Consider the following 22,982-nt stretch of genomic DNA (forward strand, 5'->3'; position numbering starts at 1 on the left):
AAAATGGTTTTAAATCACAATGAGGAGATGAAATGAAGAGTGAAACAAAACACACGTATTGCAAGGCTTATCCGCAATAAACGAGTTAAAAAACTAGCTAATTTTGCCACAGTAGCAATGTTAGTCTGCCCTTTAGCAATTGGAGCGGTTAAAGCTCTGGCGGAAAATGTAGAAGAAATACCAGTAACGGAAGAAGTTACCCCAGCAGTAGCTGAGAAAGAAAAAACAGAAGATTTAAAGTTAGAGGACACAGAAAACAATGATGTAGCTAAGGAAGAAGAGCCACTCCTTGAAATGGTTCCTAATCTAGCTAAACCAGAGGAAGAAACTGATTTAAAAGAAGTAGCAGAAACTACTGGACAACAAGACCCTGCTAAAGATGCAGAAATCGAGCAATTAAGTTCAGACATAGAAGCCTTACTCACAGATTTAGAACTAATCACGAGAGATTTTGAATATCGGGAAAGTTATGAATCTCTTGAGCCAGTCTATAATAATATAATTTCCTCTAAAGAAAACTATATAAATTCATCTGGCTGGGACTCTTGGTATAGCTACGCTATCCCAGAATTACAAAAGAATTTAAGTGATTTGCAAGCCTTGAGAAATGAGATTGCGAATGACTTTAAAACACTGGACGAATTTGGCTTAGATTCATCTGTTCTAAAAGACGTCTTAGATAAAGCTGAGGAAGTTAAAGCTAACAAAGAAAAATACACGCCTGAATCTTTTGCTCTGTTTGAAGATGATTCAGAAGGGGGTACGTTAGATCAGATAATTAATCAAGGTTATGAAATTCTCAATAAAACTTATACCATTGACCAATATTATCGAGCATATGCAGGTTACTGGGTCACAATTAACGAGTTAAACTACAGATTCGACCAGTTAGTTTTAGCAACTGATTCAGAAGACAAAGTAAATGTTACTATCAATTACGTTAGCCCTGAAAATGGAACTATCAATACTCTGACGCAAGAAGCTATTGAAGGTAAGCCTTTCACTGCCACTGCGCCAGATACGTTTACACAGTCAACTGGACCTAAGTTCTATAGAACTAGTGATGCTTCTCAAACAATTGCATCTGCAAGCGAAGGAGCAGTTATTACATTCAACTACGAAAAAATCATGGCTACTATGAATGATGTTATCATCTTAGGTGCAACAATTGCTAATGTTGGTGAAACTAAAGACTATATTATGGAATCAACGACCTACTTTAATTATGGTGATCCTAGAATCGATTATTTAAACTTTGAAACGAATAACCCAATTGTAATTTCAGACCCATCTGCTGCGGAAATTACTGCTGGAAAAATAAAATTCCTTAAACCTGGAACTTATCAATTGTCTGGTGCTGCCACTTCTGAACCGCTAACGGTAATAGTATCAGGAGAAACTATTAAACCTACACCACCAACAATTAAATCAACCCAATGGATTGTAACTGGTGAAACTACAGCAAAACAAGGTGAAACTAAAGCTTATGGCGTTGATGAAAAAATCACTTTCAGTGATGATAGTGTGAAGCTAAATAAAAATATTACTATCCCAAAAGGATACAATCTAACAAGCTCAAATACTTCTGACGTCATTACAAATAATAGTATTAAGTTTGGAGAAGAAGGAACAAGAGAAGTTACTTTTACAAGTAAAACTAAAGCTATTACTAAAATAATTGGTTTAACCGTCACTATATCTAAAGATACGGCAGTACTAAATCCAGAAGCAGGTGGAGACGGATCGGGGAATGATGACGAAAACAAAGCTGGTTCTGGTAGTAATAACAACATAGACACTAGTGGAGATAGAAACAATGACGGTAACGTTGACAATAAGAAACATAAAGTAAATAGTACTAAAGCCATTAACACCTCAAACCAAGACCTAAACAAGAACTTACCAACAACTGGAGAGACTTCAGCTTATAGTATGATCTTAAGTGGATTTGCATTAATAAGTACTATTTTATTCTGTTTTATTACAAAGATAAGAAAACGGGTTAGATGACAAATTAAGCATAAATTAGACATTATGTATATGAAAAAGGCACTCTTGCTCCAATAGCAAGGGTGCCAAAATGTTCTATATGAGTCTAGTCATTACAAGAGTTTTCTTCCCACAATTCTAATTTTTTGAATTGATTAAAAGTATCATGCTCTTTTGCTCGTTCGCTCTTTATTTTTTCATCAATAAGATCTCTTTGAATATGAAGAATCCCCGTCATTTTTATTCCAGTAGCCCTTTTAATTACCTCTGGAGGTACATCTTCACTCAGTAACCTCCTAATAATCTCCAGCCTAATTTCAATAGACGAACCAGTATCAAAAATTTCGTCTCTCTTTTCTAATGCATCTCTTTCTAGTTGCAGTTTTTGATAATACCGTTTATCTTTTTCCATGTTTTAGAGCTCCAATTCAATGAATTTAGTCCACGCTTACCCGTAGACTAGTAAATAGAAATCTACAGGTAAGTGTTATTTAATTTGAAAAATATTAAGGGACTACGCTCATATGCGATTGTATTTAATCACAATTCAGTTATTTTGTCAAGTGCGTATAGGAAGATTATTTTTCAAAAACAATATAAACCTTGATAGCTTCTGACAAAATTTGCTCATATCCATTCGGTAACCTCATAGGGTCATTATCGAAGGTGTATAATAATTTGGCTAAAGATTTAATAGCAGCCCGTTCCAAGTAAAGAATTCTGTCTCTATCCAAACAATGTTCCGTGCAGTAGAGTTTCCTCCTATTTTTCAATAATGGGATAGAATCAAATCCTTCTTTCAGTCCATAAGCAGCTAAAAGGCAGTTTATAGACTGTTTATCACCCAGCATATTTATAGCAATGATGAATTTTGCTTTATGCTGTAAAAATGATAAATTTTTCCCACCTAGCACCTCTGGTAAAGTAATTAAATCTTCAAAACGTGCAAGAGTAAAACCTGTATTCTTTCTTAAATAGACTAGTTCATCTTCTATACTATTTAGCTTTTGTATATTCATAATGCCTCTCCTCCCTATCTAAATATTCAATAATATATATGGTTCTATTCGGTATTGCTAAGATTTTAGATGCCACTGTTTTCAAAGGATATATAAAGTAGTTCTACAATTAAAAAGAATTTTTTTATTTTATCATCCGCCTTTATATAAATTGAGCTCACTAACTAGTTTATGTCATTATTAAAAAAATATTTCCAGTTATGTACCAGTACTGGAAATATTTACTTTCTAGTGTAAAATTACTTAAAAGGGGGTGGAAGATTTGAATATATCAGATGAAAATTTTGATGTAGTGGTTTTTATTGAGTGTTTAGAAAAGTCATTGTTAGAAGATAAGAAAACAAAAAAGGCAAAAAGAAAAATATTAATGGACTTATCCACGAATATTGCATTTATCTGTAGTATTTTAGATGAAGAATACTTTGAAAGAGAATGGGAGAACAGCTTGAAAAAGAATGGGTATGCTTTAAATAAAAGTCAACCAAGTAATTTGTTTAAGCGAACAGACGATTTTCCAGAAAAATATTCAATATTTATGAATAAGTTTAGCATTAATGTGCTGTTGGACAGTTTTAAAAGCAAAGAATATTTTCTAGTTAAAGAGGGATATAATGTTCCTAATTTTGATAAGTTTATTAACAGTTTTGATTTTAATGAATTAAAAGCTAATATTGATTTTTGTCTAGAAAAAGACTCAAAGATTACTAAAAAGGATATTGACTCTTTTAATGACGCAAAAATAAATGGCGCAGGATATTATATACTTGAAGTTTTTAGATATGTTGCAGAATACAGACGTATTTTAAAAAATGAAACAAATAACTTTCCTGTCAAAGAAGAGACAATCTTTCTAACTACACCCGCATTTTCTTTAATAGATACATTCGTGGAAAGAAAAGAAGTGGAGCAAATTAAAAATATAATCACTTCTAGAAATAATAAGATAGTTTTAACTGGCATTTCAGGAGTGGGAAAAAGTGAGATAGCAAGAAAAATTTTTCACGATTTGTCTAGTAATGGCTCAGTGAAATTTATAGCATGGGTAGATTTCAATGAGGATATAGAGCTATCATTGTGCAAATCTTTTTTAAGTATTTCTCAGACTATTAAAATAGAAGAACAGAAAAGAATAATGAAGTCTATTCTGATGGAATGCGGAAAAGATCTATTTATAATCATTGACAATTATAGATCAAATAGCAATGACAATTTTTTGAGAGTGCTTGGTGGAATGCACTGTAAAGTTATGATTACAACCATAGAAAATATTCATTACAGGGGTTTTTTAAATTATGACCTTCCCTTATTGAACTGTAAACAGAGTATTGAACTTTTTTGTGAGCATTACCAAAAAGAAATAATTGCCCCCGCTATAACTAAGTCTATAGTAAAAGAATTAGGATTTCATACACTAGCAATAGAGCTAACAGCTAAAGTTGCTAGCAATGACAAGATAACTTTGGAATCTATTCTTGATAAGCTAAAGCAAAATAAACTAGACTACAGTAATTTGAAAGTTATGTCAGAACATGAAAGATTGAAGGAAGAAACAGTTATAAATCAAGTGAAACTATTATTTTCTATTTATGAGAACACTTTAGACAACAACGAATTGATGCTTTTACAAAAAATATCGATTTTTGGCGGTTTGGAATTAAATATATCACAAATTACCGATTGGTTCGGTCTTGAAGATTTTAGTGTACTGCATTCTTTAGTCAATCATGGGTGGTTAAAGAAAAAAAATATAACTAAGAATTTTGATTTAAAATATGACTCTTTCTCAATTCACAGGATTGCATCTATAGCAATTTGTGAGCAAACTGATTTAAACTTGATATTTACAGAAATGTTTGAAAAATTTCAGGTAGTCATAGACTCAGAGAATTATTTTACACCAATTGAACAGTTTAAAATCTTAGAACATATTCTCTCTTTTATAAATGTCTGTAAAGAGTTATTTAATTCATCGGAACATGTAGTTTTTATTGGAAGTTTTTCAAATTGGTTTAAATCATGGCAACAATTTGAAACTCAAAAAAGACTCCTGCTATTAGCTGAAGAGATTATTTTTGCTAATCCTTTAATTGCTAACAAAACAAAGGAATGGATAAATAACTTATCTGCGTATACTCAGGGGAATATAGAAATTGATAAATATTTGTACAAAAGACTACAAAAAGATGAAGCAACTTACGGAGCAGATAATCCGGTTCATATTAATCATTGTAATAACCTTGCTGAGATGCATAAAAAAAGAAATAATAATAAAAAATCTAGATACTATTCATTACGAGCACTACAATTATCAAAAAAATTCAACAATCAAGTTGGGATAACTCAAGCGCTTCATAATCTTGGGGAGATATATAGTATAGAAAATAAAATAGATAAAGCAGAAAAATACTACATCGATTGTGCCAGCTATTACAATAAGCAAGAGAAAATGAATATTGAAAATGCTGAAAAAATAGACTTATATTATTACATTGCTCGTAGTTGCATATCACTAGGCTCAATCTATATAAACCAAAAAAAGTATTCTGATGCAAAAAGCTATCTTTTAAATTCGAAAGAAATATTCGAAAAACTATATGGTAAAAATCATATCGGTACTGTAAATGTCTATTTACAGCTAGGAATAGTTTGTTGTGAAGAACATCAATATGTAGAGTCAGAATTCTATATATCTACTTTATATGCTGTGTTGTCGGAAACAAAATTTTTGGATTTAGAGGTTAGGGCCTCAGACCTCACAAATTTTTTGGCAGATATACGTGCTAAAATTAAAAAAAATGGACTTTAGGATTTATATCCTAGTTATTTTCCACTTCTACCCACAGAAGTGGATTTTTTAGTATTCTGAAACCAAGCAAAGGCGCCTTGCTTAAAATAAAAAAGAAAGAGGTTTTTATCATGACAACACCAACTAACAATTTAGCAAGCTTCTTATCAAGTGTAAATGTAAGTAATGAGATAACTACACCGACTCAACAGTTAATTCTTAAGACCGATTCTTTAGAACTGGCTCGTCAAGTGGAGGGGCAATTAAAGAAAAATACCGCTCGTGAACTTATTCTCTCAGATGGCATGCAGAAAGTGTCTAGCATCTCTTTACAGGCTGCTGAATTGTCTATGCAAAATCCAGAAGCTAGCAGTCGTTTGCGGTATCTTGCTGACTATTTTACGTACTTAACTGCTCAAGATTTATTATAAAGGAGGAACTTGAAAATGAGTGATATTCTATTTTTCTTATGTGCAATAGGTACTTTCTATGTTGTCCTAGAGGTTATAGGTTTCATATGGAATAAATTGGCTAGTCCGAGAAAAGAAAATAAACCAGTTGAAAGCAAGTACACTGATGATGAAATTCGCATGGCTCAATATCTCGAAGCTAAAGCAAGGTCAGATACACGCTACCAAGTATTTAGACAAATGATGCATGACACTGCAAGAAAAGATGACCGATGATATAAACACTAAAATATGGTGCTGGCTTTATAGCTAGCACTTACCTCTAAGGAGGTGAATCAATCATGAGCAAATCTTTCAATTTCAATGACCTATACGAAGAAATAAAACAAGACCAAGCAACAAATTCAAACCCTAGAGCTGTCCAAGAATTTTATATACATTGGGGCAAGCCTTTCAGTGAAATCACTGGACTAAAAAATCAAGTCGAAAAAGAACCAGAAATTCCGCCGTAATAGGTTACCCGATGTAAATAAAACAATAGCCAAATACTCCTCCTTTAACGTTGTATTCTGATCAGAAAGAAGTTGGTTTTTCGGTCAACTAAGAGCCTGTGGAGAAGATTTACATTGAATGAATAATAGTTTTTAATGGCTCTATTATTCGCTTAAAACCCATGAAAGGAGTTGTATATGAATAATGAAAAAACAAGACAACGAAAAAAAGGACGTGGTTTCTTTGAAAGGCAAAATATCAGGTTGGATTTTCAGCATATTTGTTGGCTGTGTGGCTTTAAACATTGCTATCAAATTATTAGCCGAAGTCTGGCTTCCTCTAGTCTGTTTAGTCATCTTCATTGTCTTACTAGTTATCGGCTATCGGCTAAAAAGGTTTAACGATTGGAGATGATAAAATGAAAAAAATTGAAAACCTGACCTGGCATAAACTCTCATGGACTAGACCCATTGAATTTGAAAATATCCAGAATTTAGTTCATCACTTAGCAGTTACAGAGAAAAAGCCTGTTGCATATGAGATTAGAGCTACTAGTGGTAAGATTACTTATTTTTTAGGTACTGAAAAAGACGAGTTTGCGAAAATTCAGAAAATCTTTAAAACGCATGGTGTAGACTTTGGGACGGAACTAATCAAAGATACTAGTACTAGAAAGACTATAAAGGTCGCTAGAAAGCTTTCGATAGCTAAACCGATACTTTCCCTTAAGACAGACAAAGCTAATGAGCTAACCCGCATAATAACAGCTACCATTGCACAAGCTAGTCTTAAAGACGAAATAGTAATTCAGTTGCTTGTAGCTTCTAGCCTTCCGCCTGAACATTTACCTAATAAAAACGTTCCTGATCCGCACACTAGTTGGTGGCAGATAATCAGCAACGGCAATCCACCAGTTGCTTCAAGTGATACTAGAACGGCTATTAAGAACAAGGTTAAATCACACCGCCTTAGAACGATGATTAGAATTGGTGCTTCTTGCAAAGATGAAGCTAAAGCTCGTAGCTATATTCTAAGCGTTTTGTCGGCATTTAGAATGTTAGAAGCTGGCGGAAATAAGCTAAACCTTCACCCAGAAGACCCACTCAATATTGATACGGCTAAATTACCATGGAAGTATTCTAAGCTTTCTGTTCCTGAGTTAGCTAACTTTATGATTGCCCCAATCGGACAAGAGGATTTAAGCGGAATTACGCCAATTCATCCGAAACTGCTACTTCCGCCCCTTGGCATGAAAGACCCACCGAAAAATCAAGCTCGAGCATTTGGAACAACGCTAAACGAAAATTCAGAAGATAGACGATTACTCCACTTATCCGCAAATGATGCAAGAACAAATACTTTTATTGTCGGAAGTACTGGCTCAGGTAAGTCAGTCATTCTTGAAAATCTTTGCCTAGCAGATGCGCAAAATGGGCATGGTTTTGTTTTGCTAGACGTAAAGCAAAGTCTAGTCGAATCAGTAGCTGAAAGATTACCAGAACACCGCCTAAAAGATTGTGTAGTGCTTGAAATTGGCGGATATAACCCAATAGGCATAAACCCGCTTCAATTTATTGACGGTAAAAATTCAGAAATAGTCGCCGAATCTGTTTTATCGGCTTTAAGAGGGTTATTTCCTGAATTTGGAGTCTTTACAGAAGAACTACTCACAACAGGTCTATTGACACTAGCACAAAGTAAAAATATGACTCTATTACATTTACCGATTCTATTCACTAATGCTAGTTTTCGCCACAAAGTCACTTCGAAGCTGACGGATATGTATTTAAAGAGCTATTGGGCAAATTTTGAGGCCATGCCAGAGAAAGAGCGTAAAGTGCAGCTAGGTGCGTTAAATCGCCGCTTGAATGTTCTTCTAATGCGTCCAGCTCTTAGAAATTTGTTAGGACAGCCATACCCAAAGTTTAACCTAGAGGATGTCTTTGATAAGAATAAAAATACCATTCTACTCATTCCGCTCAACTCTGGGATTGTCGGTGAGACGGCGGCGGAGCTTGTAGGTAGTCTAGTCATTAACTTGCTGTGGAATATCATTTTAAAACGTGCCGAACAACCTGAAAAAGACCGTAAGCCGGTCATGATTTATATTGACGAGTTCCATAGTTTTTTAAAATATTCAGAAGCTAATTTTCAACAAATGTTAGAAATGTGCCGTTCTCTAGGCGTCGGCTATACTCTTGTTTGTCAGAATTTAGGACAACTTTCAAAGGAATTAAAGGAGTTAGTATTTGCTAATGCAAAATCAAAGATAATTTTTTCAGTTCCAAATAAAAGAGACGCTGTTCAGTTTGCAGACCTAACAGCGTCCCAGTTGAGTGAGATAGATTTTACACTACCTCAATTTAGAGTATACGCGACTCTAAATAGAAAAGATATTGCTAATGTTTGGTTAAGCGGAAAAACTTTTCCCTCCAAACCTAGCAAGCGATTACCGATTGAAGTTTTTGCTCGAAGTGCCGAAAAATACGGACGAGATATTGCTGAAATTGAAAAAGAATATATCGACCTAATGAATCAAAGTAATTCACAAGATGATGACCTAAACGATTTAGATATTGACCTAATCATAGGCAAAAAACCAAAGAAAAAAGCAGACAATTAACTGTCTGACCGCCTGACCTATCGAGTTAACCAAGCGCGGTTTGTTAAAGGTGGAAAAACTAAGCAATTTAAAATTAGTGGAGAGGACTTTATATTTATAATTTTTTCTAATTAAATGTATAAATCTAAACTCTCCCGAGGGGGAACCTACCATGAACGACAAAGAAAATAAACGTATATCTAAACCCGAGTTACGTCGCCTATCGGCACTACTGGACTCGCGCGAAATTGAAATTGTGCAAACAATTAACCAAGTAAAATTTATTACAGCTAATCAATTACAACGGCTATATTTTACTAAAACAGATAACCGAGTTACAAATCTTAGAAGATGTAATCGAAAGTTACGACGATTAAAGAACTTTGGTTTAATCGCTGACCTACCAAGACAGGTTGGAGGGCGGAAATCTGGCAGTAGTTCAACAATTTGGGCTATCACCTCCGCAGGTTACCAGTTTCTAAGATTAGACGACATGACACTAAATGCAACTAGAAAAAGACTCTATGAACCAAACATTTTATTCTTAGAGCATACTTTAGCAATCACTGAAACCTATACTCGCTTGCATGAGATGAACCAAAAGAATAAGATTCATGATTTACAAGTAAGTTTTGAACCTCAATGTTGGCGCTCCTATATGAAAAAAGACGGCGTGGCTACCTTTTTGAAGCCTGATTTGTTCGCTCGTTTCGCTGTTGATGATGAAACGGAAGACTTCGTATATTATGAATTAGATCAAGCAACGCAAGCACCGTCACGAGTCGTTAGGAAGTGTAAACAGTTTTTAGCTTACTATAAATCTGGCATTGAACAGCGAGTAAACGGCGTTTTACCTTGGGTAGTCTGGATAACGCCAATTAAAAAACGACGAGAACAGTTAACTCGATATATTCATGAAGCTATCCCAAACGCCGAGCGGATTTTCAGAATAATTACAATGGAGGAATTAGAAACGTTGACCTTTGACACTAATAAGGAGGAGGATTAAAAACGAAAACCAAGACAAGAATATTAAGCCTAAAAAAGTGCCTCTGTCTTCTAATTTACCAGAAAAAATCACTAAAATTGAAGTTGGTGAAACGACTGTATTTATAACCTTTAACAAAGACGGCGAGAGCTTAGAAACCTTGTTATTTAGGCACTTTAAAGGTGTGAATGATAGTGAAAAATAGCTTGCAATATGGTAAAATAGACATGTGGGCAAGATTTGAGGAGGACCTATAAATGGAACAACTTGAAACTGCTTATAATCGAACATTGACAACTAGAAAAGTGTGGAAAGTCGCAATTTACTTGCGACTTTCTCAAGAAGACGGCAAAGAAGAAAGCCAAAGCATATCCAATCAGCGTAAAATCATCTTAGATTATCTAGATAATCGGTTTTCTGGTGAATATGAAATCATTGATACTTATATTGATGATGGTATTAGTGGGATTACAGCAATTCATCGACCTGAATTTTTACGCATGACAACAGATATTACTAAAGGACGAATTGATACAGTAATTTGTAAAAGTTTATCTCGTGCCTTTCGTAATTCTGGCGACCAAGCCGAATATCTAAGAGTTTTCTTTCCTCAACACAAAACTCGTTTTATCACGACTGACACGCCACACATTGACACTTACTTGAATCCTAAACAGGCTTTCGCTATGGATGTTAGTTTTTACGGTGCCTTTAATGAAAGTTATCCGCTAATGATTTCAGAAGAGATCAATAAAACATTTAAGTCTATGCGTGAGGATGGCAAGTTTACTGGTGGATTTGCCCCATATGGATATACCAAGGGTGACACTGAGGAAACTCGTCATAAACTATTTATTGATGAAGAAGCGGCCGAAACTGTTAGAAAGATTTTTAACTGGTTTGTCTATGATGGTATGCGAATGCGAACAATCACCGAAAAACTCAACTCTTTAGGAGTACCTAACCCAACGACTTATAAACGCATTAAAGGAACAAAGTATAAAGGTAGATTTCCAATGAATGACGGTTTATGGAATATCACGACAGTTGGCGCTATCCTTAGTCATGAAGTATATATCGGAAACATGGTTCAAGGTAGGTATAAAACAATTAGCCCTGTATTAAAGAAAAGCGAGCAAGTTCCTAAAGAAGAATGGGTTATCGTAAAAAACACCCATGAGCCGATTATTTCAGATGAATTGTTTGAGAAAGCTCAAAGCTTACGAGTTGTTCGGCACCGTACGCCTAAAAATAGGAAATCTGTCGATTTGTTTTCTGGGTTTTTAAAGTGTGCAGATTGCAAAATGACAATGGTTTTTAGGCAAAACACCTATATAACTAAAAAAGGTGAAAGAGCTAGCCCTTGTTACCTCTGCTCAACATATGTAATGAGATCAAAAATAGCTTGCTCTAACCACTATATCAATCAGAAAAGCTTGAAACAGGTGGTTTTAAAGGCTATTCAAAATCAAATTGAAACAGTTTGTAATCTAGAGCAACTACTTGACCAAGCTCAACGCGGAAAAATTGCAAAGACCGAACAGAATCGCCTTGATAAAACGTTAAGAATTAAACTGAATGAATTGAGTAAGATGGAGAAAATCGCAGATAATCTGTATATTGACTGGAAAAGTGAGGTTTTAACCAAAAGTGAGTATATCCGCATGAAGTCGTCTTTTGAAGAGAAAATTTCACACTTGAAGCAAGTTATAGAGACTATTAAATATGAACTTGAAGATCGAAAAAATAAGGCTGATGAAATCACACCCTATTTAGAAACCTTTCGAGAACACAAAAATGTGACAGAACTCAATCGAGCAATTTTACTTGATTTAGTAGAGAGAATTTATGTTCATGCGGATAAAAGTATTACAATTGAATTTAAGTTTGCGAATACCTACAATAAAATTGTTGAATCTGTCTAAAAAGAATAGACTAATAATGGCGAGCATTTCGCTATTATTAGTCTTTATGATAAGTTACCATATGGTAAGCTTTATGAAAATAAATTTGCTTCAAAAAGGAGAAAAAATGAACTTAACTGTTTTGGTAGATAATAATGTCTATATCGATCACTATTACTTAGGAGAACCCGCTTTATCTTTTTATCTAGAAGATGGTGACGAAAAAATTCTCTTTGACACAGGTTACAGTGATGTTTTTATAAAAAATGCAGACTTGCTTTCTATTGACCTGAGCCAAGTTACAAAGTTAGCGTTATCTCATGGTCACAACGATCACACTGGTGGTTTGAAACTAATTTCTAGCATTTTTACAAAAGAGAAACCACAAATCATTGCCCACCCGCTCACTTTTTTTCCTAAAAAAGAAGAAGAATTAGTTATCGGTTCAGCTGTGACTAAAGAAGAACTCAAAGAAAACTATGAGCTGGTGCTTACAAAAGATCCAGTTAAACTTTCACCTAATATTACATTTTTAGGGGAGATACCTGAACTAGTAGATTTTGAGCCACGTAAACAAGTAGGCGAAACAAAATTATCCGATCATTTTACACCTGACTATGTGCTAGACGACTCTGCCTTGGTCTATGAAGGTCATGATGGTCTTTATATTATCACTGGTTGTTCTCACAGTGGTATTAGTAATATTTGTGAGTACGCCAAGCAAGTTACCGGTATCCAGACGATTAAGAGTATTATTGGCGGGTTCCACTTATTTGAGGAGGATCAACAGTTAGACAAAACGATTGACTATTTTGAAAAAAATCAAATTACTACGCTCTATCCTTGTCACTGTGTTTCCTTTCAAGCCAAAGCTAAACTTCATTATCATATACCAATCGAGGAAGTTGGCGTTGGTCTGCAGCTTGAATGGCATTAAAAAAAAGGTAAGATCACATTTAAACGATCTTACCTTCTTTTTATTATAACTCTCTTGGGGAAGAGAAGCGGATCACATCTTAAGCATTTTCTTCAATCACTAAGTTACTATCATTTAATACGTCACGATCTAATTCTTTGATTCGAGAACTTGTCACGATACCAGCTACCATACTGTCACTAACGTTAACAGCAGTTCTTGCCATATCGATCAATGGTTCTACAGAAATAACTAAACCAACGATTGCGACCGGTAAATTCATAGCACCTAAAACGATCAATGAAGCAAATGTTGCTCCACCGCCAACACCAGCTACACCAAATGAGCTGATTGTGACGATTGCAACTAACATTAATATAAATTCTAAACTAAAGACATTGATTCCCACAGTTGGTGCAACGATTGTCGCCAACATCGCAGGATAAACTCCAGCACAGCCGTTTTGACCAATGGATAAGCCAAAACTTGCAGCAAAGTTTGCTGTTGCATCATCAACACCTAAGGCTTTGGTTTGTGTTTCAATATTTAAAGGCAATGCTCCAGCACTTGATCTTGATGTAAAAGCAAAACTCAAAACTGGGAATGATTTTTTCAAATAATTCACCGGGTTTACTTTCACCGCCACTAAAATCAATAAGTGAACGAGCATTACAATAATCAACGCAGTATAGGAAGCTAGCACAAATTTTCCTAAGTTAAGGATCGCATCAAAATCACTGGTTGCAACAACATTGGTCATCAACGCTAAAACCCCATATGGTGTTAAACGTAAAACCAAAGTCACAATACGCATTGTGATTTTATAAAGACTGTCGATCAAATTAGCAAAAAATTCTGCTTCTTTCGGTGCTTTTCTCTTCACACCTAGATAAGCAACTCCTACAAATGCAGCAAAGATTACAACACCGATCGTACTTGTTGGACGAGTGCCTGCAAAATCTGCAAACACATTTTTAGGAATAAAAGCTAAAATTTGTTGAGGAATCGATAGGTTTTCAACGGTTTCCTGTCTCGTTGCAAGTTCTGCAATTCGTGCTGTTTCTGCCGTTCCTTGCGTAAATTGTGCGCCTTGTAGCCCAAACAATAATGTTGTACCAATTCCTATCAAGGCAGCAACAGCTGTTGTGCCTAGCAATGTAGCTAATACATTGAAACTGATTTTACCTAGCTGTTTGGATTCTTTCATCTTAGTGAATGCTCCTACGATAGAAACAAAAACTAAGGGGATTACGAGCATTTGTAAAAATGCTACATATCCATTACCTACAATACCGATCCATTCCATTGCTTGCGTTGTAACTTTGTCTTGGGTACCGAATGCGAATTGAATAATTGCACCTAATACAATCCCGACACCTAATGCTGCAAAAACACGTGTAGAGAACTTATAGTGTTTTGTTTGCATACGATAAAAGACGTATAACACTGCAAGAAAAGCAAGGACCACTAAAACAGTGATGAGTGTTGTCATTTTTTTCCCTCCTAAATTTATAAGCATAGCAAATAGATTAATCCTGTAGAAAATTAGGAAATCGGCATTGAAACGATCTATGTTTCATTGACATTTTATCTATTTTCCTAAGAATTGATTTGCGCAGCTAGATGTATTAAAAGCTGAACGGGCTCGCCTTGTATCAACTGAAAAAATAGGACTGGGGTGTTTTTGCCTCATCCATATTTTTTTGTTTTCCGAGGTTGTAACTCATAAAGCTAGATAATACAAATGACAAGTACATCAAAGGAAGTAAAGGTTCCCGGGGATCATTCTTCAACGATCCCCCTAAAAATAAAAGCATTTCATTTTCAGTGATAGCTCTATTGTACCTGATTTAATAGGTCATGGGGTATTATTTTGTTTCTAGAATGATAGAAAAAAGAGTTGGTGATAGCTAAAAACTATCACCAACTCTTTTATTTTACTTTGTCGCTGTCAATATTATTCAGCAGCTGATTGAAAGTTCAATTGAATCCCTGGTTTATCCAATGCAATTTCAGTCACTTCATACGCCATACGTTGAACAATGCTGAATAATGGACTAACCAATTCATCTACTTCTTCTTGTGAGATATCTTCTTGATTTTCAATTTTATGATTGATCACATGATTGATTTGACTCACTGAACCTGATAAAACATACTCTTCAAAAACGAGACGAAACTCTAAACGAGCTGCGATAATTGAATTTTCTTTTGGATAATTTTCATCAGTTGATTCAATTGGTGAAAAGCCTACTCTAAGATCCGTTTCTACTTCTTCCATATCCTGCGTACGCATATCATAATGAAAAGCCTCTACGACTTCTTGTTGACGTTTTATTTCCATGTATTAAAATCTCCTTTTTTATGTTCAATAACTATTCGTTCACTCTATAATGAATATAGTTTATCTATGTTTTTATTATACCATACATCTTTTTATCACAAATAGTTATACTCATTTTTTCTAATCTAATTTTTAAATGAATGGATTGGTGCAGGGATTCTACCACCACGGAGAATAAAGTCTGTTGAAGCATAATCATTAACTTTCATAACGGGTGCTCTTCCTAACAAACCACCAAACTCGACCATATCACCGACTTTTGTCCCTTCAGCTGGAATGATACGGACAGCTGTTGTTTTGTGATTGATCACACCGATTGCTGCTTCGTCTGCGATCATTGCGGCAATCGTCTCAGCTGATGTTTCACCGGGAATAGCGATCATATCTAAACCAACGGAACAAATTGCCGTCATCGCTTCTAATTTTTCTAAATTCAACGCACCATTATTGACTGCATCGATCATTCCTGCATCTTCTGAAACAGGGATAAACGCACCTGATAATCCTCCAACATGATTACATGCCATCACGCCGCCTTTTTTTACTGCATCATTCAATAAAGCTAGTGCAGCAGTCGTTCCATGTGTCCCAACACTTTCTAAACCCATCTCTTCTAAAATGTAAGCCACACTATCACCCACAGCCGGCGTTGGAGCTAACGATAGATCCACAATGCCAAAGGGAACATTCAAACGTTCTGACGCAATTTTCCCAACTAGTTGACCCATTCTAGTAATTTTAAATGCCGTTTGTTTGACGACTTCTGCGACTACATCAAAAGGTTCTCCTTTGACCTTCTCTAATGCACGTTTGACAACGCCAGGTCCACTCACACCAACATTGATTACGCAATCAGCTTCCCCCACACCATGAAAAGCACCCGCCATAAAGGGATTATCTTCCACCGCATTTGCAAATACGACTAATTTAGCACAACCCATATCAGATTGGGCCGCCGTTTCTTTGATGACATACCCCATATGACGAACAGCATCCATATTGATCCCAGCTCTTGTTGAACCGATATTTACTGAAGAACAAACAAATTCGGTTTCAGCTAAAGCTTGCGGAATAGAATTGATCAAAATCTCATCTCCGTGTTGATACCCTTTTTCAACTAAAGCACTAAATCCACCGATAAAATTAACCCCAACTGCTCGAGCCGCTTTGTCTAAAACCTTCGCATATTTAACATAATTTGAATCCGAACTAGCTGCTGCTACGATTCCAATCGGCGTTACAGAAATCCGCTTGTTGATGATTGGAATCCCGTACTCAGATTCAATCTCTTCTCCAACTTTGACTAGATTCTTCGCTAAACGCGTTATTTTGTCATAAATTTTTTGACAAGCACGATCACTGTCACTATCAATACAATCTAACAATGAAATCCCCATTGTAATGGTTCTAATATCTAAATTTTCTTCTTCGATCATACGGATCGTTTCCAAAATCTGATTTGTTTCCAAAATGATTCCTCCTAATTTTAAAAGCTGAATGAGCTTGTTTAGTTCTGACAGAAAAATAGAAAATCATACCTGAGGCGCCTTTTGCCTCATTTGTGGTTTATCTTTTCCCCAAAGTGCTAGCTGATGGAACGGACCTTTATTATAGTTTATGCATAACATTGAAGATTTCTTCATTTTGAATACTGATTGTCACGCCTAATTTTTCTCCTAACGTGTTCAATTCAGAACGAATCTCCTCAAAATCACTTTTTTCTTTAGAAATTTCTAACACCATCATCATTGTAAAATAGCTATCCATGATCGTTTGAGAAACATCAAGAATATTCATATCAAGCTCAGCTAATTTTTGACTAACACCTGCAATAATTCCTACTTTGTCTTTCCCAATTACAGTTAATACTGCGCGCATATCCATTCCTCCTAATTTTAAAAGCTAAGTGAGCTCGTTTAGCAACGACTGAAAAATAGAAAAACAAGACTGAGGCGCTCTCTGCCTCATTCAGGTTTTATCTTTTTTCCGAGGTGCTAGCCCATGAAGCTAGATAATTTTAAAAGCTGATCAAACTATCCATCTTCTAATCCTAAATAAGTTTTTCCTATTATATCATAATTTGTTTGATTATTAACAAAAAATCAGAACGAAAGACTCATAAAAAGAAATATCGTTCGTTTTTTATATAGATCAAGAAAAACTTCTGAGATTTAGCAGAGTCTCAGAAGTTTTCTTTATACTATTTTAGTGAATTGTTCTTTGCAAGTTGAACAGGTTACTTTAATCTTTCCTTTTCCTTTTGGTGCCCGTAATTGTTGTTTACAATTTGGGCATTTAAAAAAAGTATAGATCTTACGTGCCTGAACTTTTTCCTTTGCATTGGTGAATTTCTTTCTTAATTGCTGCATTATTAAGACATAACGCGTATTTTCATTGGAACGTGGATAGATTCTTTTTGAGAAAAAGCGGTAGTTAATCCAGACTAAAAGAGCTGCTGCTAACCAAAAAGCAATTGAAGTTGGTATGAATAGGTTTAGCAATAGCAAGACTAAACTGCTTTTCATCAACATATTGTTCAACCGATCCATCTGAGCATATCTTCCTATCAATAATTTTTGAATCTTTGCATTCCAACGAAGTAATCGTTCAAGCCAAATTTGTCCCATATAATCCCTCTTTTCTTAGCTATTATCTCAATCAATGAGTATTCTTTCAAGGGGGAAAATGAGACAAATAAATCAAAAATAAATTTGGTTGATTTTCATAATTTCGTCTTTGATCTTCTCTTTTAATTCGGTTGGTTTTACCACTTCAATAGCAGAACCAAATGATAGCAAGTAAGCAGTCAACCACGTTCCTTCCACCTGCCAACTTTTCACCACCGTATATTCTGCAAACTCCTCTAATTCAAGATCTAGTATGTCTTCTTGCACTCGATAGAGTAAATCATTTTTTATCTTGAATTCAATTAACATCTTTGAAAACTCTGGCTGATAATCTTTGATCAAATAGGCTTCATCAATATCATTTATTGAAATACTCAGGTTAGTCATTCGTCTTAATTTAAATAACCTAGTTGTTTTTCTAACACAACAATAGCCAGCTAAATACCACGCATTCTGTTTAAAAATCAATTTATTTGGCATTGCTTCTCTTGTTGATTTTTTGCCTTTGCCATTCGTATAGGAAAAAAGAATACATTTCTTTTGTTTTTTAGCTTTAGTAATCCGTTCAATCGCCACTGACTCATCTTCACGTCCCCAAGTTGAAAAATCAATATCGATCCACGGTTCCACTTCTTTGTTAAATAAGGAGGATAGCTTATTGACTAATGGTGTGACGTTTTTTAAATCGGTCGCTGCTAAATGCTGTAAAGCGAGCATAATCTGATCTTGTTCATCATCATCGACAAAAGTAGCGGACAACTGGTGCGTATCCAACAAACGAATCCCACCAGTTCGACCGCTTTGAGCATACACTGGAAATCCTAACGAGGATAATGTATCAATATCGCGGTAAATTGTACGTACAGAGACTTCCAACTGTTCAGCCAAGATTGTTGCTTTAATATTACTATGCAAGGTTAGAGAATGTAGAATATAAAACAATCTAGATAGACTATTCATAATCCTTAAAATCCAAAATCAACTTGCTATCTTCTCCAACGAAATCATATTGATATGAACCTGTTAGCCCCAATAGTTCTCCACTACTCTTAATGATCATCCCTGGAGAGTCAAGCAACCCTTTATCGAAAATTCCTTTTTCAGCCGCAGTAAAAGTTCCTGTTTTTCCTTTATATTGGCCTTCAAATAAAAGAAATCCACTGATTCTCGCAGTCGCCAAATGACCATCTTCTTTATTGCTTTCTAAATAGTATAGAAGATATTCTATCCACGCTTTGCCTTGTAGATCCCCTTCAAGCTCGTATTCTGCTTGAACTCGGTTCACAGAGAATTCCGGCTTTTGCTCATCCGCTGTTTGTTCGTCCCATTTTGTCACGTGAAATGTTGCATTCATACTTATTCCCCCTTATGAATAACAGAATAGCAAACATACGTTCTTTTTACAAGCGAACACTCCCATATTTTTTCACATTGAACTTCTCGCTAATTTAGTAAAAATTCTTTGATTTTCCGACTAAATACTGTCACATTTTCTGATTTGGATGCTGCTGTTGTCACATCTAGATGACCTGGGTCTTTCGACCAACCACCTGAATCTGCCGTTAAAAAAACACTCAATTTAGCTTCATCTTTATGCTTATTCATGTAATCTAGTGCTGGCTTGGGCGGATCACTTGATTGTACTGTTGACAATATAATGACTTTATCCCAATCCTCAAGTCTATTTTCTCCGATTTCTTCAACAGGTTCGACTTTTATATAAATATTTTCATCTGCTAAGTTATTTTTGACTTCATCGATTACATCATTTTTAAAGGCACGATCTTGCGTATAAATGACCGCTTTGTATGAATTTTCTTTATCCTTCAATTCTCCATTTATTTCATAACTTAAGCTAACATTTTGGATTCTGGCTATACGGTAATACCCTAAAAATCCAGCACCACCTAGAACAAGTAAAAAGATACTGATCACACCATACTTAAACGGTTTGTTTTTCCATAGTTTTTTCATTTATTTTTCCCACTTTCCTTTTTATTCATAGCGTAATGCTGTTATAAAATCTAATTTTACTGCTTTTGCAGCTGGATATAGTGCAAAAATCACTCCTAGTATTCCTGTTATTGCTAACGTAACGAACGCGTTAAGAGGGGCTACCTGAATAACTTGAGTAAAACCAATACTTGATTCAATCAACGGATTTGCCAGCAATTGAATCACATAAGCAAAAATGACCGAGATAACATTTGATAACACCATAATATAGATTGCTTCCATCCTGAATAGACGCTTGATATAATCTTTTTTGTACCCTATAGAATGCAAGACGGGATCTTTTTTGTTGTCGATCATAAAACTTTTGGATACTTTTTTTAGTTGATACATCTTACTCCTCCTATTATTGATCGTCTTTCATTTGATTTTTTTCCAGCCAAAGATAGACGAACACGATTGCAGCGGATAAACAAGTATTTAAAATAAAGGTACTCGGATAAAAGGTGCCCTCATTGACTGTAAATAGACTATTCATGTTGTGAGGGAAGTAATAGCGTGCGACGTCATTTAGTAGGACGATTACGATCCAACCAACAGCAATAACGAATGGTTTCGAAACATTTGGCAGCCAAAGCTGAGCGATAATACCTCTAAACAAGATCAAATAGCTAATCATCCCCGCCAAGTAAACTGCTATCTCTAGCGCTATAATCAATAGCTGAGTTCCTCCCAACGAAATCGTCGTGGCATTAAACACTAAGTTGACAGCCCCAATCACTAACACTTGAAAATAAGAAAGTAAGTACTTTGCAATGATTTTCTCAAATTCCGACTGTCCTGCTGTACTCGCTAGCGTTTGATGATTTGACTGTATATCAAGCTGATTGATCCGAAACGTCAATACAGCAGCGGCAATAACTGAGAGTAAGATCGGCAGACGTTCCCATTGAGATTCAGGCATGATCAATTGAAAAATTGATTTAGCAAAATAGCTAGTTAAAATTAATAGCACACTGCTCAAAAAAAACTTTTTACTTTTTTCATGATAAAAATTAAATAAATGAATCATCGGCTTCCTCCTCATAGATTTCTTTCAGGGATTTCCCCTTTCGTTCTCGTAAGTCTTCTAAATTAATGACATCACAATATCTAAAGGGATTCATAAACAAAACATCTGTAAATAACGTATCCATATCTTCGATAAAATTAGTGGAAACGATAATTATTTTGTTTTCACCACTAGCTTTTCTCAACATCTTTTTTACTTGAATACGGGAAGAATAGTCCAAGTAAGCAAAGGGTTCATCTAATAGAAGAAGACTTGTGGCTTTTGCATATTCACACACTAGTTTGACTTTGACTTTACTTCCTTCCGAAAGTTCTTGCCATTTTTGCTTAGGAGAAATCTGCCATAACTCCAGTTGCTCCACAGCTTTTTCTAACTGAAAGGTCGGAAACAAGATCCTGTATTCCAGTAAAATTTGTCGGATCGTTTCCGTAGGTTCAAAATAGTTTCTCGTTGAAACGTACGCAACACTTGTTTTAAAATTTACGCTGTTTTGCAGGTATCCATTATATTGAACCGTTCCTGCACTTACTTGTTTTTTCCCTGATATACAATCGAGCAACGTTGTTTTTCCTGTGCCATTTTTCCCGAGGATTCCAAGAATCTGACCTCCATTTAAATGAAAAGACAAATCTTGAAAAATGCTTTTCTTATAGTGCTTACCAATCTCTATTACTTGTAGTTTATTCATTTGCACTCCTCACAATCCGTTCAATGATATGCTCCCTTTCATTTTCTGTTAGTTCTAATTTTCGTAACTGCGTGATAAATGCTGCCAAATGCGCTTCAATCAATCGCAAACGTAAATCGTTGATTTTTTCGGTTTTATTTGTCACGAACTTCCCGATTCCTCTCTGACTGATCAAAATTTCTTCTTGTTCTAAAACACTGTAGGCTCTTTGAATCGTGGTTGGGTTCACTTCCATATCTTCGGCTAATTGCCTGACAGATGGAACTTTTTCATTTTGTTGCCAATGATTACTTGCGATCCAATGCTCGACTTGCTCAATAATTTGTTGATAGATCGGTCTATTCCCGTCATAATTCACATGCATCCTCCCTTTTCTAGTTCTTCACTGTACTGCTTTAGCCACACACTCAGCTGATAAATCTTATTTTAGAGAAAAACAAAAAAACAATTTATACCGTTGATATAAATTGTTTGAAATTGTCTTTTTATGAATCTTACCTCCAAAAATAACCAGATTATGCTATACTTTTTATACTTGAAAGGGGAGGAGAACGATCGAATTATATAAAAATAATCTGACGTTGATTAATTATTTAAAAAATGACCCTCGCAACAAATGGACTGAAAAAGCATTTAAAAAAGATTCCTTGATCATTAATGAATATGAAAAAACCGAAAATATCTATTATGTTTTAGAAGGAGTCATTTGTGTTGAAATTCTTAATGATGGCAAACGATATATCTCCTCTTTTATTTTTCAAAATGATTTTTTCGGCTTGGATAGCTTTTCCACTTTTAAACAAAAAGAACATGAGATTCGCGTTATTAGTGAACATGCTACAGTTTTTTGTTTATCTAAAAAAAAACTTCTAATTTCATTAAATGACGCTCCTGAATATTATGAATTGCTACTAACTAATTTTTCAGATATTTTTCAGCGACATTATGGTTATTTCAATTTTCTTTATTTGCCAACTACAGAACGAATAAAAAATGCATTGCATTATTTAAGTGATCATATTGGTATTGTCACTGAGATAGAGCATTTAGAATTGCCGAAATTTATCACACAAGAAACACTATCAAAATTCTGCCGTACATCTCAATCAAGAGTTTCTGTTTCTTTAAGTGAGTTAAAAAAAACAGGCTGGTTATTAAAGAAGAAAGTGCCGATTACTATAAAATGAAAAAAG

25 protein-coding genes are annotated in these 22,982 nt (G+C 35.0%); 11 read left to right on the forward strand and 14 right to left on the reverse strand.

Annotated elements, in window-relative coordinates; translation table 11 throughout:
- The first annotated feature begins 39 nt into the window (after positions 1-39).
- A complete protein-coding gene (locus ATZ35_RS16575; RefSeq protein ID WP_208928209.1) occupies positions 40-2,010 on the forward strand; it encodes an LPXTG cell wall anchor domain-containing protein in 1,971 nt (656 codons plus the stop codon).
- Positions 2,011-2,095: 85 nt separating this feature from the next.
- On the opposite strand, the gene ATZ35_RS16580 is transcribed toward ATZ35_RS16575, so the two are convergent.
- Entirely contained in the window at positions 2,096-2,401 is a 306-nt protein-coding gene (locus ATZ35_RS16580; protein WP_208928210.1) for a hypothetical protein, read from the reverse strand.
- Between the two features lie 166 nt (positions 2,402-2,567).
- Positions 2,568-3,008 carry a hypothetical protein gene (locus ATZ35_RS16585; protein WP_208928211.1) on the reverse strand — a complete coding sequence of 147 codons (441 nt, stop codon included), beginning with the start codon at positions 3,006-3,008 and terminating at the stop codon, positions 2,568-2,570.
- A 262-nt stretch (positions 3,009-3,270) separates the two neighbouring features.
- Here ATZ35_RS16585 and ATZ35_RS16590 point away from each other — a divergent pair, with 262 nt between their 5' ends.
- The 9 genes from ATZ35_RS16590 to ATZ35_RS16630 all read left to right on the forward strand — a co-directional run bounded on the left by ATZ35_RS16590 (position 3,271) and on the right by ATZ35_RS16630 (position 13,126).
- A complete protein-coding gene (locus ATZ35_RS16590) occupies positions 3,271-5,814 on the forward strand; it encodes a tetratricopeptide repeat protein (protein WP_208928212.1) in 2,544 nt (847 codons plus the stop codon).
- 110 nt (positions 5,815-5,924) lie between these two features.
- A complete protein-coding gene (locus tag ATZ35_RS16595) occupies positions 5,925-6,224 on the forward strand; it encodes a hypothetical protein (RefSeq protein ID WP_208928213.1) in 300 nt (99 codons plus the stop codon).
- Between the two features lie 15 nt (positions 6,225-6,239).
- The gene (locus tag ATZ35_RS16600; protein WP_208928214.1) at positions 6,240-6,479 is read left to right on the forward strand and encodes a hypothetical protein; all 240 of its coding nucleotides are present in this window, start codon (positions 6,240-6,242) and stop codon (positions 6,477-6,479) included.
- A gap of 65 nt (positions 6,480-6,544) precedes the next feature.
- The gene (locus ATZ35_RS16605) at positions 6,545-6,715 is read left to right on the forward strand and encodes a hypothetical protein (protein WP_208928215.1); all 171 of its coding nucleotides are present in this window, start codon (positions 6,545-6,547) and stop codon (positions 6,713-6,715) included.
- 184 nt (positions 6,716-6,899) lie between these two features.
- Positions 6,900-7,109 (forward strand): hypothetical protein, encoded by a 210-nt coding sequence (locus ATZ35_RS16610; protein WP_208928216.1) that lies wholly within the window; start codon positions 6,900-6,902, stop codon positions 7,107-7,109.
- A gap of 4 nt (positions 7,110-7,113) precedes the next feature.
- Positions 7,114-9,318 carry a type IV secretory system conjugative DNA transfer family protein gene (locus tag ATZ35_RS16615; protein WP_208928217.1) on the forward strand — a complete coding sequence of 735 codons (2,205 nt, stop codon included), beginning with the start codon at positions 7,114-7,116 and terminating at the stop codon, positions 9,316-9,318.
- Positions 9,319-9,553: 235 nt separating this feature from the next.
- Positions 9,554-10,306 (forward strand): replication-relaxation family protein, encoded by a 753-nt coding sequence (locus tag ATZ35_RS16620; protein ID WP_208928218.1) that lies wholly within the window; start codon positions 9,554-9,556, stop codon positions 10,304-10,306.
- 236 nt (positions 10,307-10,542) lie between these two features.
- Positions 10,543-12,210: a recombinase family protein gene (locus ATZ35_RS16625; protein WP_208928219.1), complete on the forward strand. Its 1,668-nt coding sequence runs from the start codon at positions 10,543-10,545 to the stop codon at positions 12,208-12,210.
- A gap of 106 nt (positions 12,211-12,316) precedes the next feature.
- Positions 12,317-13,126: an MBL fold metallo-hydrolase gene (locus ATZ35_RS16630; protein ID WP_208928220.1), complete on the forward strand. Its 810-nt coding sequence runs from the start codon at positions 12,317-12,319 to the stop codon at positions 13,124-13,126.
- Between the two features lie 79 nt (positions 13,127-13,205).
- Here ATZ35_RS16630 and ATZ35_RS16635 read toward each other — a convergent pair whose 3' ends face one another.
- The 12 genes from ATZ35_RS16635 to ATZ35_RS16690 form a co-directional block, all read right to left on the reverse strand.
- Complete coding sequence (locus ATZ35_RS16635) at positions 13,206-14,597, reverse strand: L-cystine transporter (protein WP_208928221.1); 1,392 nt, start codon at positions 14,595-14,597, stop codon at positions 13,206-13,208.
- A 465-nt stretch (positions 14,598-15,062) separates the two neighbouring features.
- Entirely contained in the window at positions 15,063-15,449 is a 387-nt protein-coding gene (locus tag ATZ35_RS16640) for a DUF1149 family protein (RefSeq protein WP_208928222.1), read from the reverse strand.
- A 125-nt stretch (positions 15,450-15,574) separates the two neighbouring features.
- Entirely contained in the window at positions 15,575-16,918 is a 1,344-nt protein-coding gene (locus ATZ35_RS16645) for a PFL family protein (RefSeq protein WP_208928223.1), read from the reverse strand.
- Between the two features lie 139 nt (positions 16,919-17,057).
- On the reverse strand, positions 17,058-17,327 hold the full coding sequence (locus ATZ35_RS16650) for an ACT domain-containing protein (protein WP_208928224.1): 270 nt from the start codon (positions 17,325-17,327) through the stop codon (positions 17,058-17,060).
- 317 nt (positions 17,328-17,644) lie between these two features.
- Complete coding sequence (locus tag ATZ35_RS16655) at positions 17,645-18,076, reverse strand: hypothetical protein (RefSeq protein WP_208928225.1); 432 nt, start codon at positions 18,074-18,076, stop codon at positions 17,645-17,647.
- A gap of 72 nt (positions 18,077-18,148) precedes the next feature.
- Complete coding sequence (locus tag ATZ35_RS16660; protein ID WP_208928226.1) at positions 18,149-19,036, reverse strand: helix-turn-helix transcriptional regulator; 888 nt, start codon at positions 19,034-19,036, stop codon at positions 18,149-18,151.
- On the reverse strand, positions 19,029-19,430 hold the full coding sequence (locus ATZ35_RS16665) for a DUF3224 domain-containing protein (RefSeq protein ID WP_208928227.1): 402 nt from the start codon (positions 19,428-19,430) through the stop codon (positions 19,029-19,031). Before ATZ35_RS16665 ends, ATZ35_RS16660 begins: the two co-directional genes overlap by 8 nt.
- Before the next feature lie 89 nt (positions 19,431-19,519).
- On the reverse strand, positions 19,520-20,050 hold the full coding sequence (locus ATZ35_RS16670; RefSeq protein WP_208928228.1) for a hypothetical protein: 531 nt from the start codon (positions 20,048-20,050) through the stop codon (positions 19,520-19,522).
- 21 nt (positions 20,051-20,071) lie between these two features.
- A complete protein-coding gene (locus tag ATZ35_RS16675) occupies positions 20,072-20,422 on the reverse strand; it encodes an ABC transporter permease (protein ID WP_244148185.1) in 351 nt (116 codons plus the stop codon).
- Positions 20,423-20,435: 13 nt separating this feature from the next.
- Positions 20,436-21,101: a hypothetical protein gene (locus ATZ35_RS16680; protein ID WP_208928229.1), complete on the reverse strand. Its 666-nt coding sequence runs from the start codon at positions 21,099-21,101 to the stop codon at positions 20,436-20,438.
- Complete coding sequence (locus ATZ35_RS16685) at positions 21,085-21,789, reverse strand: ATP-binding cassette domain-containing protein (protein ID WP_208928230.1); 705 nt, start codon at positions 21,787-21,789, stop codon at positions 21,085-21,087. Before ATZ35_RS16685 ends, ATZ35_RS16680 begins: the two co-directional genes overlap by 17 nt.
- Positions 21,782-22,153, reverse strand: coding sequence for a GntR family transcriptional regulator (locus tag ATZ35_RS16690; protein WP_208928231.1), 372 nt, complete (start codon positions 22,151-22,153; stop codon positions 21,782-21,784). The genes ATZ35_RS16685 and ATZ35_RS16690 overlap by 8 nt, the downstream gene beginning before the upstream one ends.
- A gap of 217 nt (positions 22,154-22,370) precedes the next feature.
- Here ATZ35_RS16690 and ATZ35_RS16695 point away from each other — a divergent pair, with 217 nt between their 5' ends.
- Positions 22,371-22,976 carry a Crp/Fnr family transcriptional regulator gene (locus tag ATZ35_RS16695; protein ID WP_208928232.1) on the forward strand — a complete coding sequence of 202 codons (606 nt, stop codon included), beginning with the start codon at positions 22,371-22,373 and terminating at the stop codon, positions 22,974-22,976.
- The last annotated feature ends 6 nt before the right edge of the window (positions 22,977-22,982 follow it).

Origin of the sequence: Enterococcus rotai, assembly GCF_001465345.1 — a bacterium.
Lineage (GTDB): Bacteria > Bacillota > Bacilli > Lactobacillales > Enterococcaceae > Enterococcus_L > Enterococcus_L rotai.

Bases quoted from the DNA above. Each gene is read 5' to 3' on its own strand.
- ATZ35_RS16600 (WP_208928214.1), top strand. From the start codon at position 6,240: ATGAGTGATATTCTATTTTTCTTATGTGCAATAGGTACTTTCTATGTT.
- ATZ35_RS16675 (WP_244148185.1), bottom strand. From the start codon at position 20,422: ATGTATCAACTAAAAAAAGTATCCAAAAGTTTTATGATCGACAACAAA.
- ATZ35_RS16680 (WP_208928229.1), bottom strand. From the start codon at position 21,101: ATGATTCATTTATTTAATTTTTATCATGAAAAAAGTAAAAAGTTTTTT.
- ATZ35_RS16610 (WP_208928216.1), top strand. From the start codon at position 6,900: ATGAAAAAACAAGACAACGAAAAAAAGGACGTGGTTTCTTTGAAAGGC.
- ATZ35_RS16665 (WP_208928227.1), bottom strand. From the start codon at position 19,430: ATGAATGCAACATTTCACGTGACAAAATGGGACGAACAAACAGCGGAT.
- ATZ35_RS16685 (WP_208928230.1), bottom strand. From the start codon at position 21,789: ATGAATAAACTACAAGTAATAGAGATTGGTAAGCACTATAAGAAAAGC.
- ATZ35_RS16660 (WP_208928226.1), bottom strand. From the start codon at position 19,036: ATGAATAGTCTATCTAGATTGTTTTATATTCTACATTCTCTAACCTTG.
- ATZ35_RS16670 (WP_208928228.1), bottom strand. From the start codon at position 20,050: ATGAAAAAACTATGGAAAAACAAACCGTTTAAGTATGGTGTGATCAGT.
- ATZ35_RS16640 (WP_208928222.1), bottom strand. From the start codon at position 15,449: ATGGAAATAAAACGTCAACAAGAAGTCGTAGAGGCTTTTCATTATGAT.
- ATZ35_RS16690 (WP_208928231.1), bottom strand. From the start codon at position 22,153: ATGCATGTGAATTATGACGGGAATAGACCGATCTATCAACAAATTATT.
- ATZ35_RS16580 (WP_208928210.1), bottom strand. From the start codon at position 2,401: ATGGAAAAAGATAAACGGTATTATCAAAAACTGCAACTAGAAAGAGAT.
- ATZ35_RS16625 (WP_208928219.1), top strand. From the start codon at position 10,543: ATGGAACAACTTGAAACTGCTTATAATCGAACATTGACAACTAGAAAA.
- ATZ35_RS16630 (WP_208928220.1), top strand. From the start codon at position 12,317: ATGAACTTAACTGTTTTGGTAGATAATAATGTCTATATCGATCACTAT.
- ATZ35_RS16615 (WP_208928217.1), top strand. From the start codon at position 7,114: ATGAAAAAAATTGAAAACCTGACCTGGCATAAACTCTCATGGACTAGA.
- ATZ35_RS16655 (WP_208928225.1), bottom strand. From the start codon at position 18,076: ATGGGACAAATTTGGCTTGAACGATTACTTCGTTGGAATGCAAAGATT.
- ATZ35_RS16605 (WP_208928215.1), top strand. From the start codon at position 6,545: ATGAGCAAATCTTTCAATTTCAATGACCTATACGAAGAAATAAAACAA.
- ATZ35_RS16595 (WP_208928213.1), top strand. From the start codon at position 5,925: ATGACAACACCAACTAACAATTTAGCAAGCTTCTTATCAAGTGTAAAT.
- ATZ35_RS16650 (WP_208928224.1), bottom strand. From the start codon at position 17,327: ATGCGCGCAGTATTAACTGTAATTGGGAAAGACAAAGTAGGAATTATT.
- ATZ35_RS16635 (WP_208928221.1), bottom strand. From the start codon at position 14,597: ATGACAACACTCATCACTGTTTTAGTGGTCCTTGCTTTTCTTGCAGTG.
- ATZ35_RS16585 (WP_208928211.1), bottom strand. From the start codon at position 3,008: ATGAATATACAAAAGCTAAATAGTATAGAAGATGAACTAGTCTATTTA.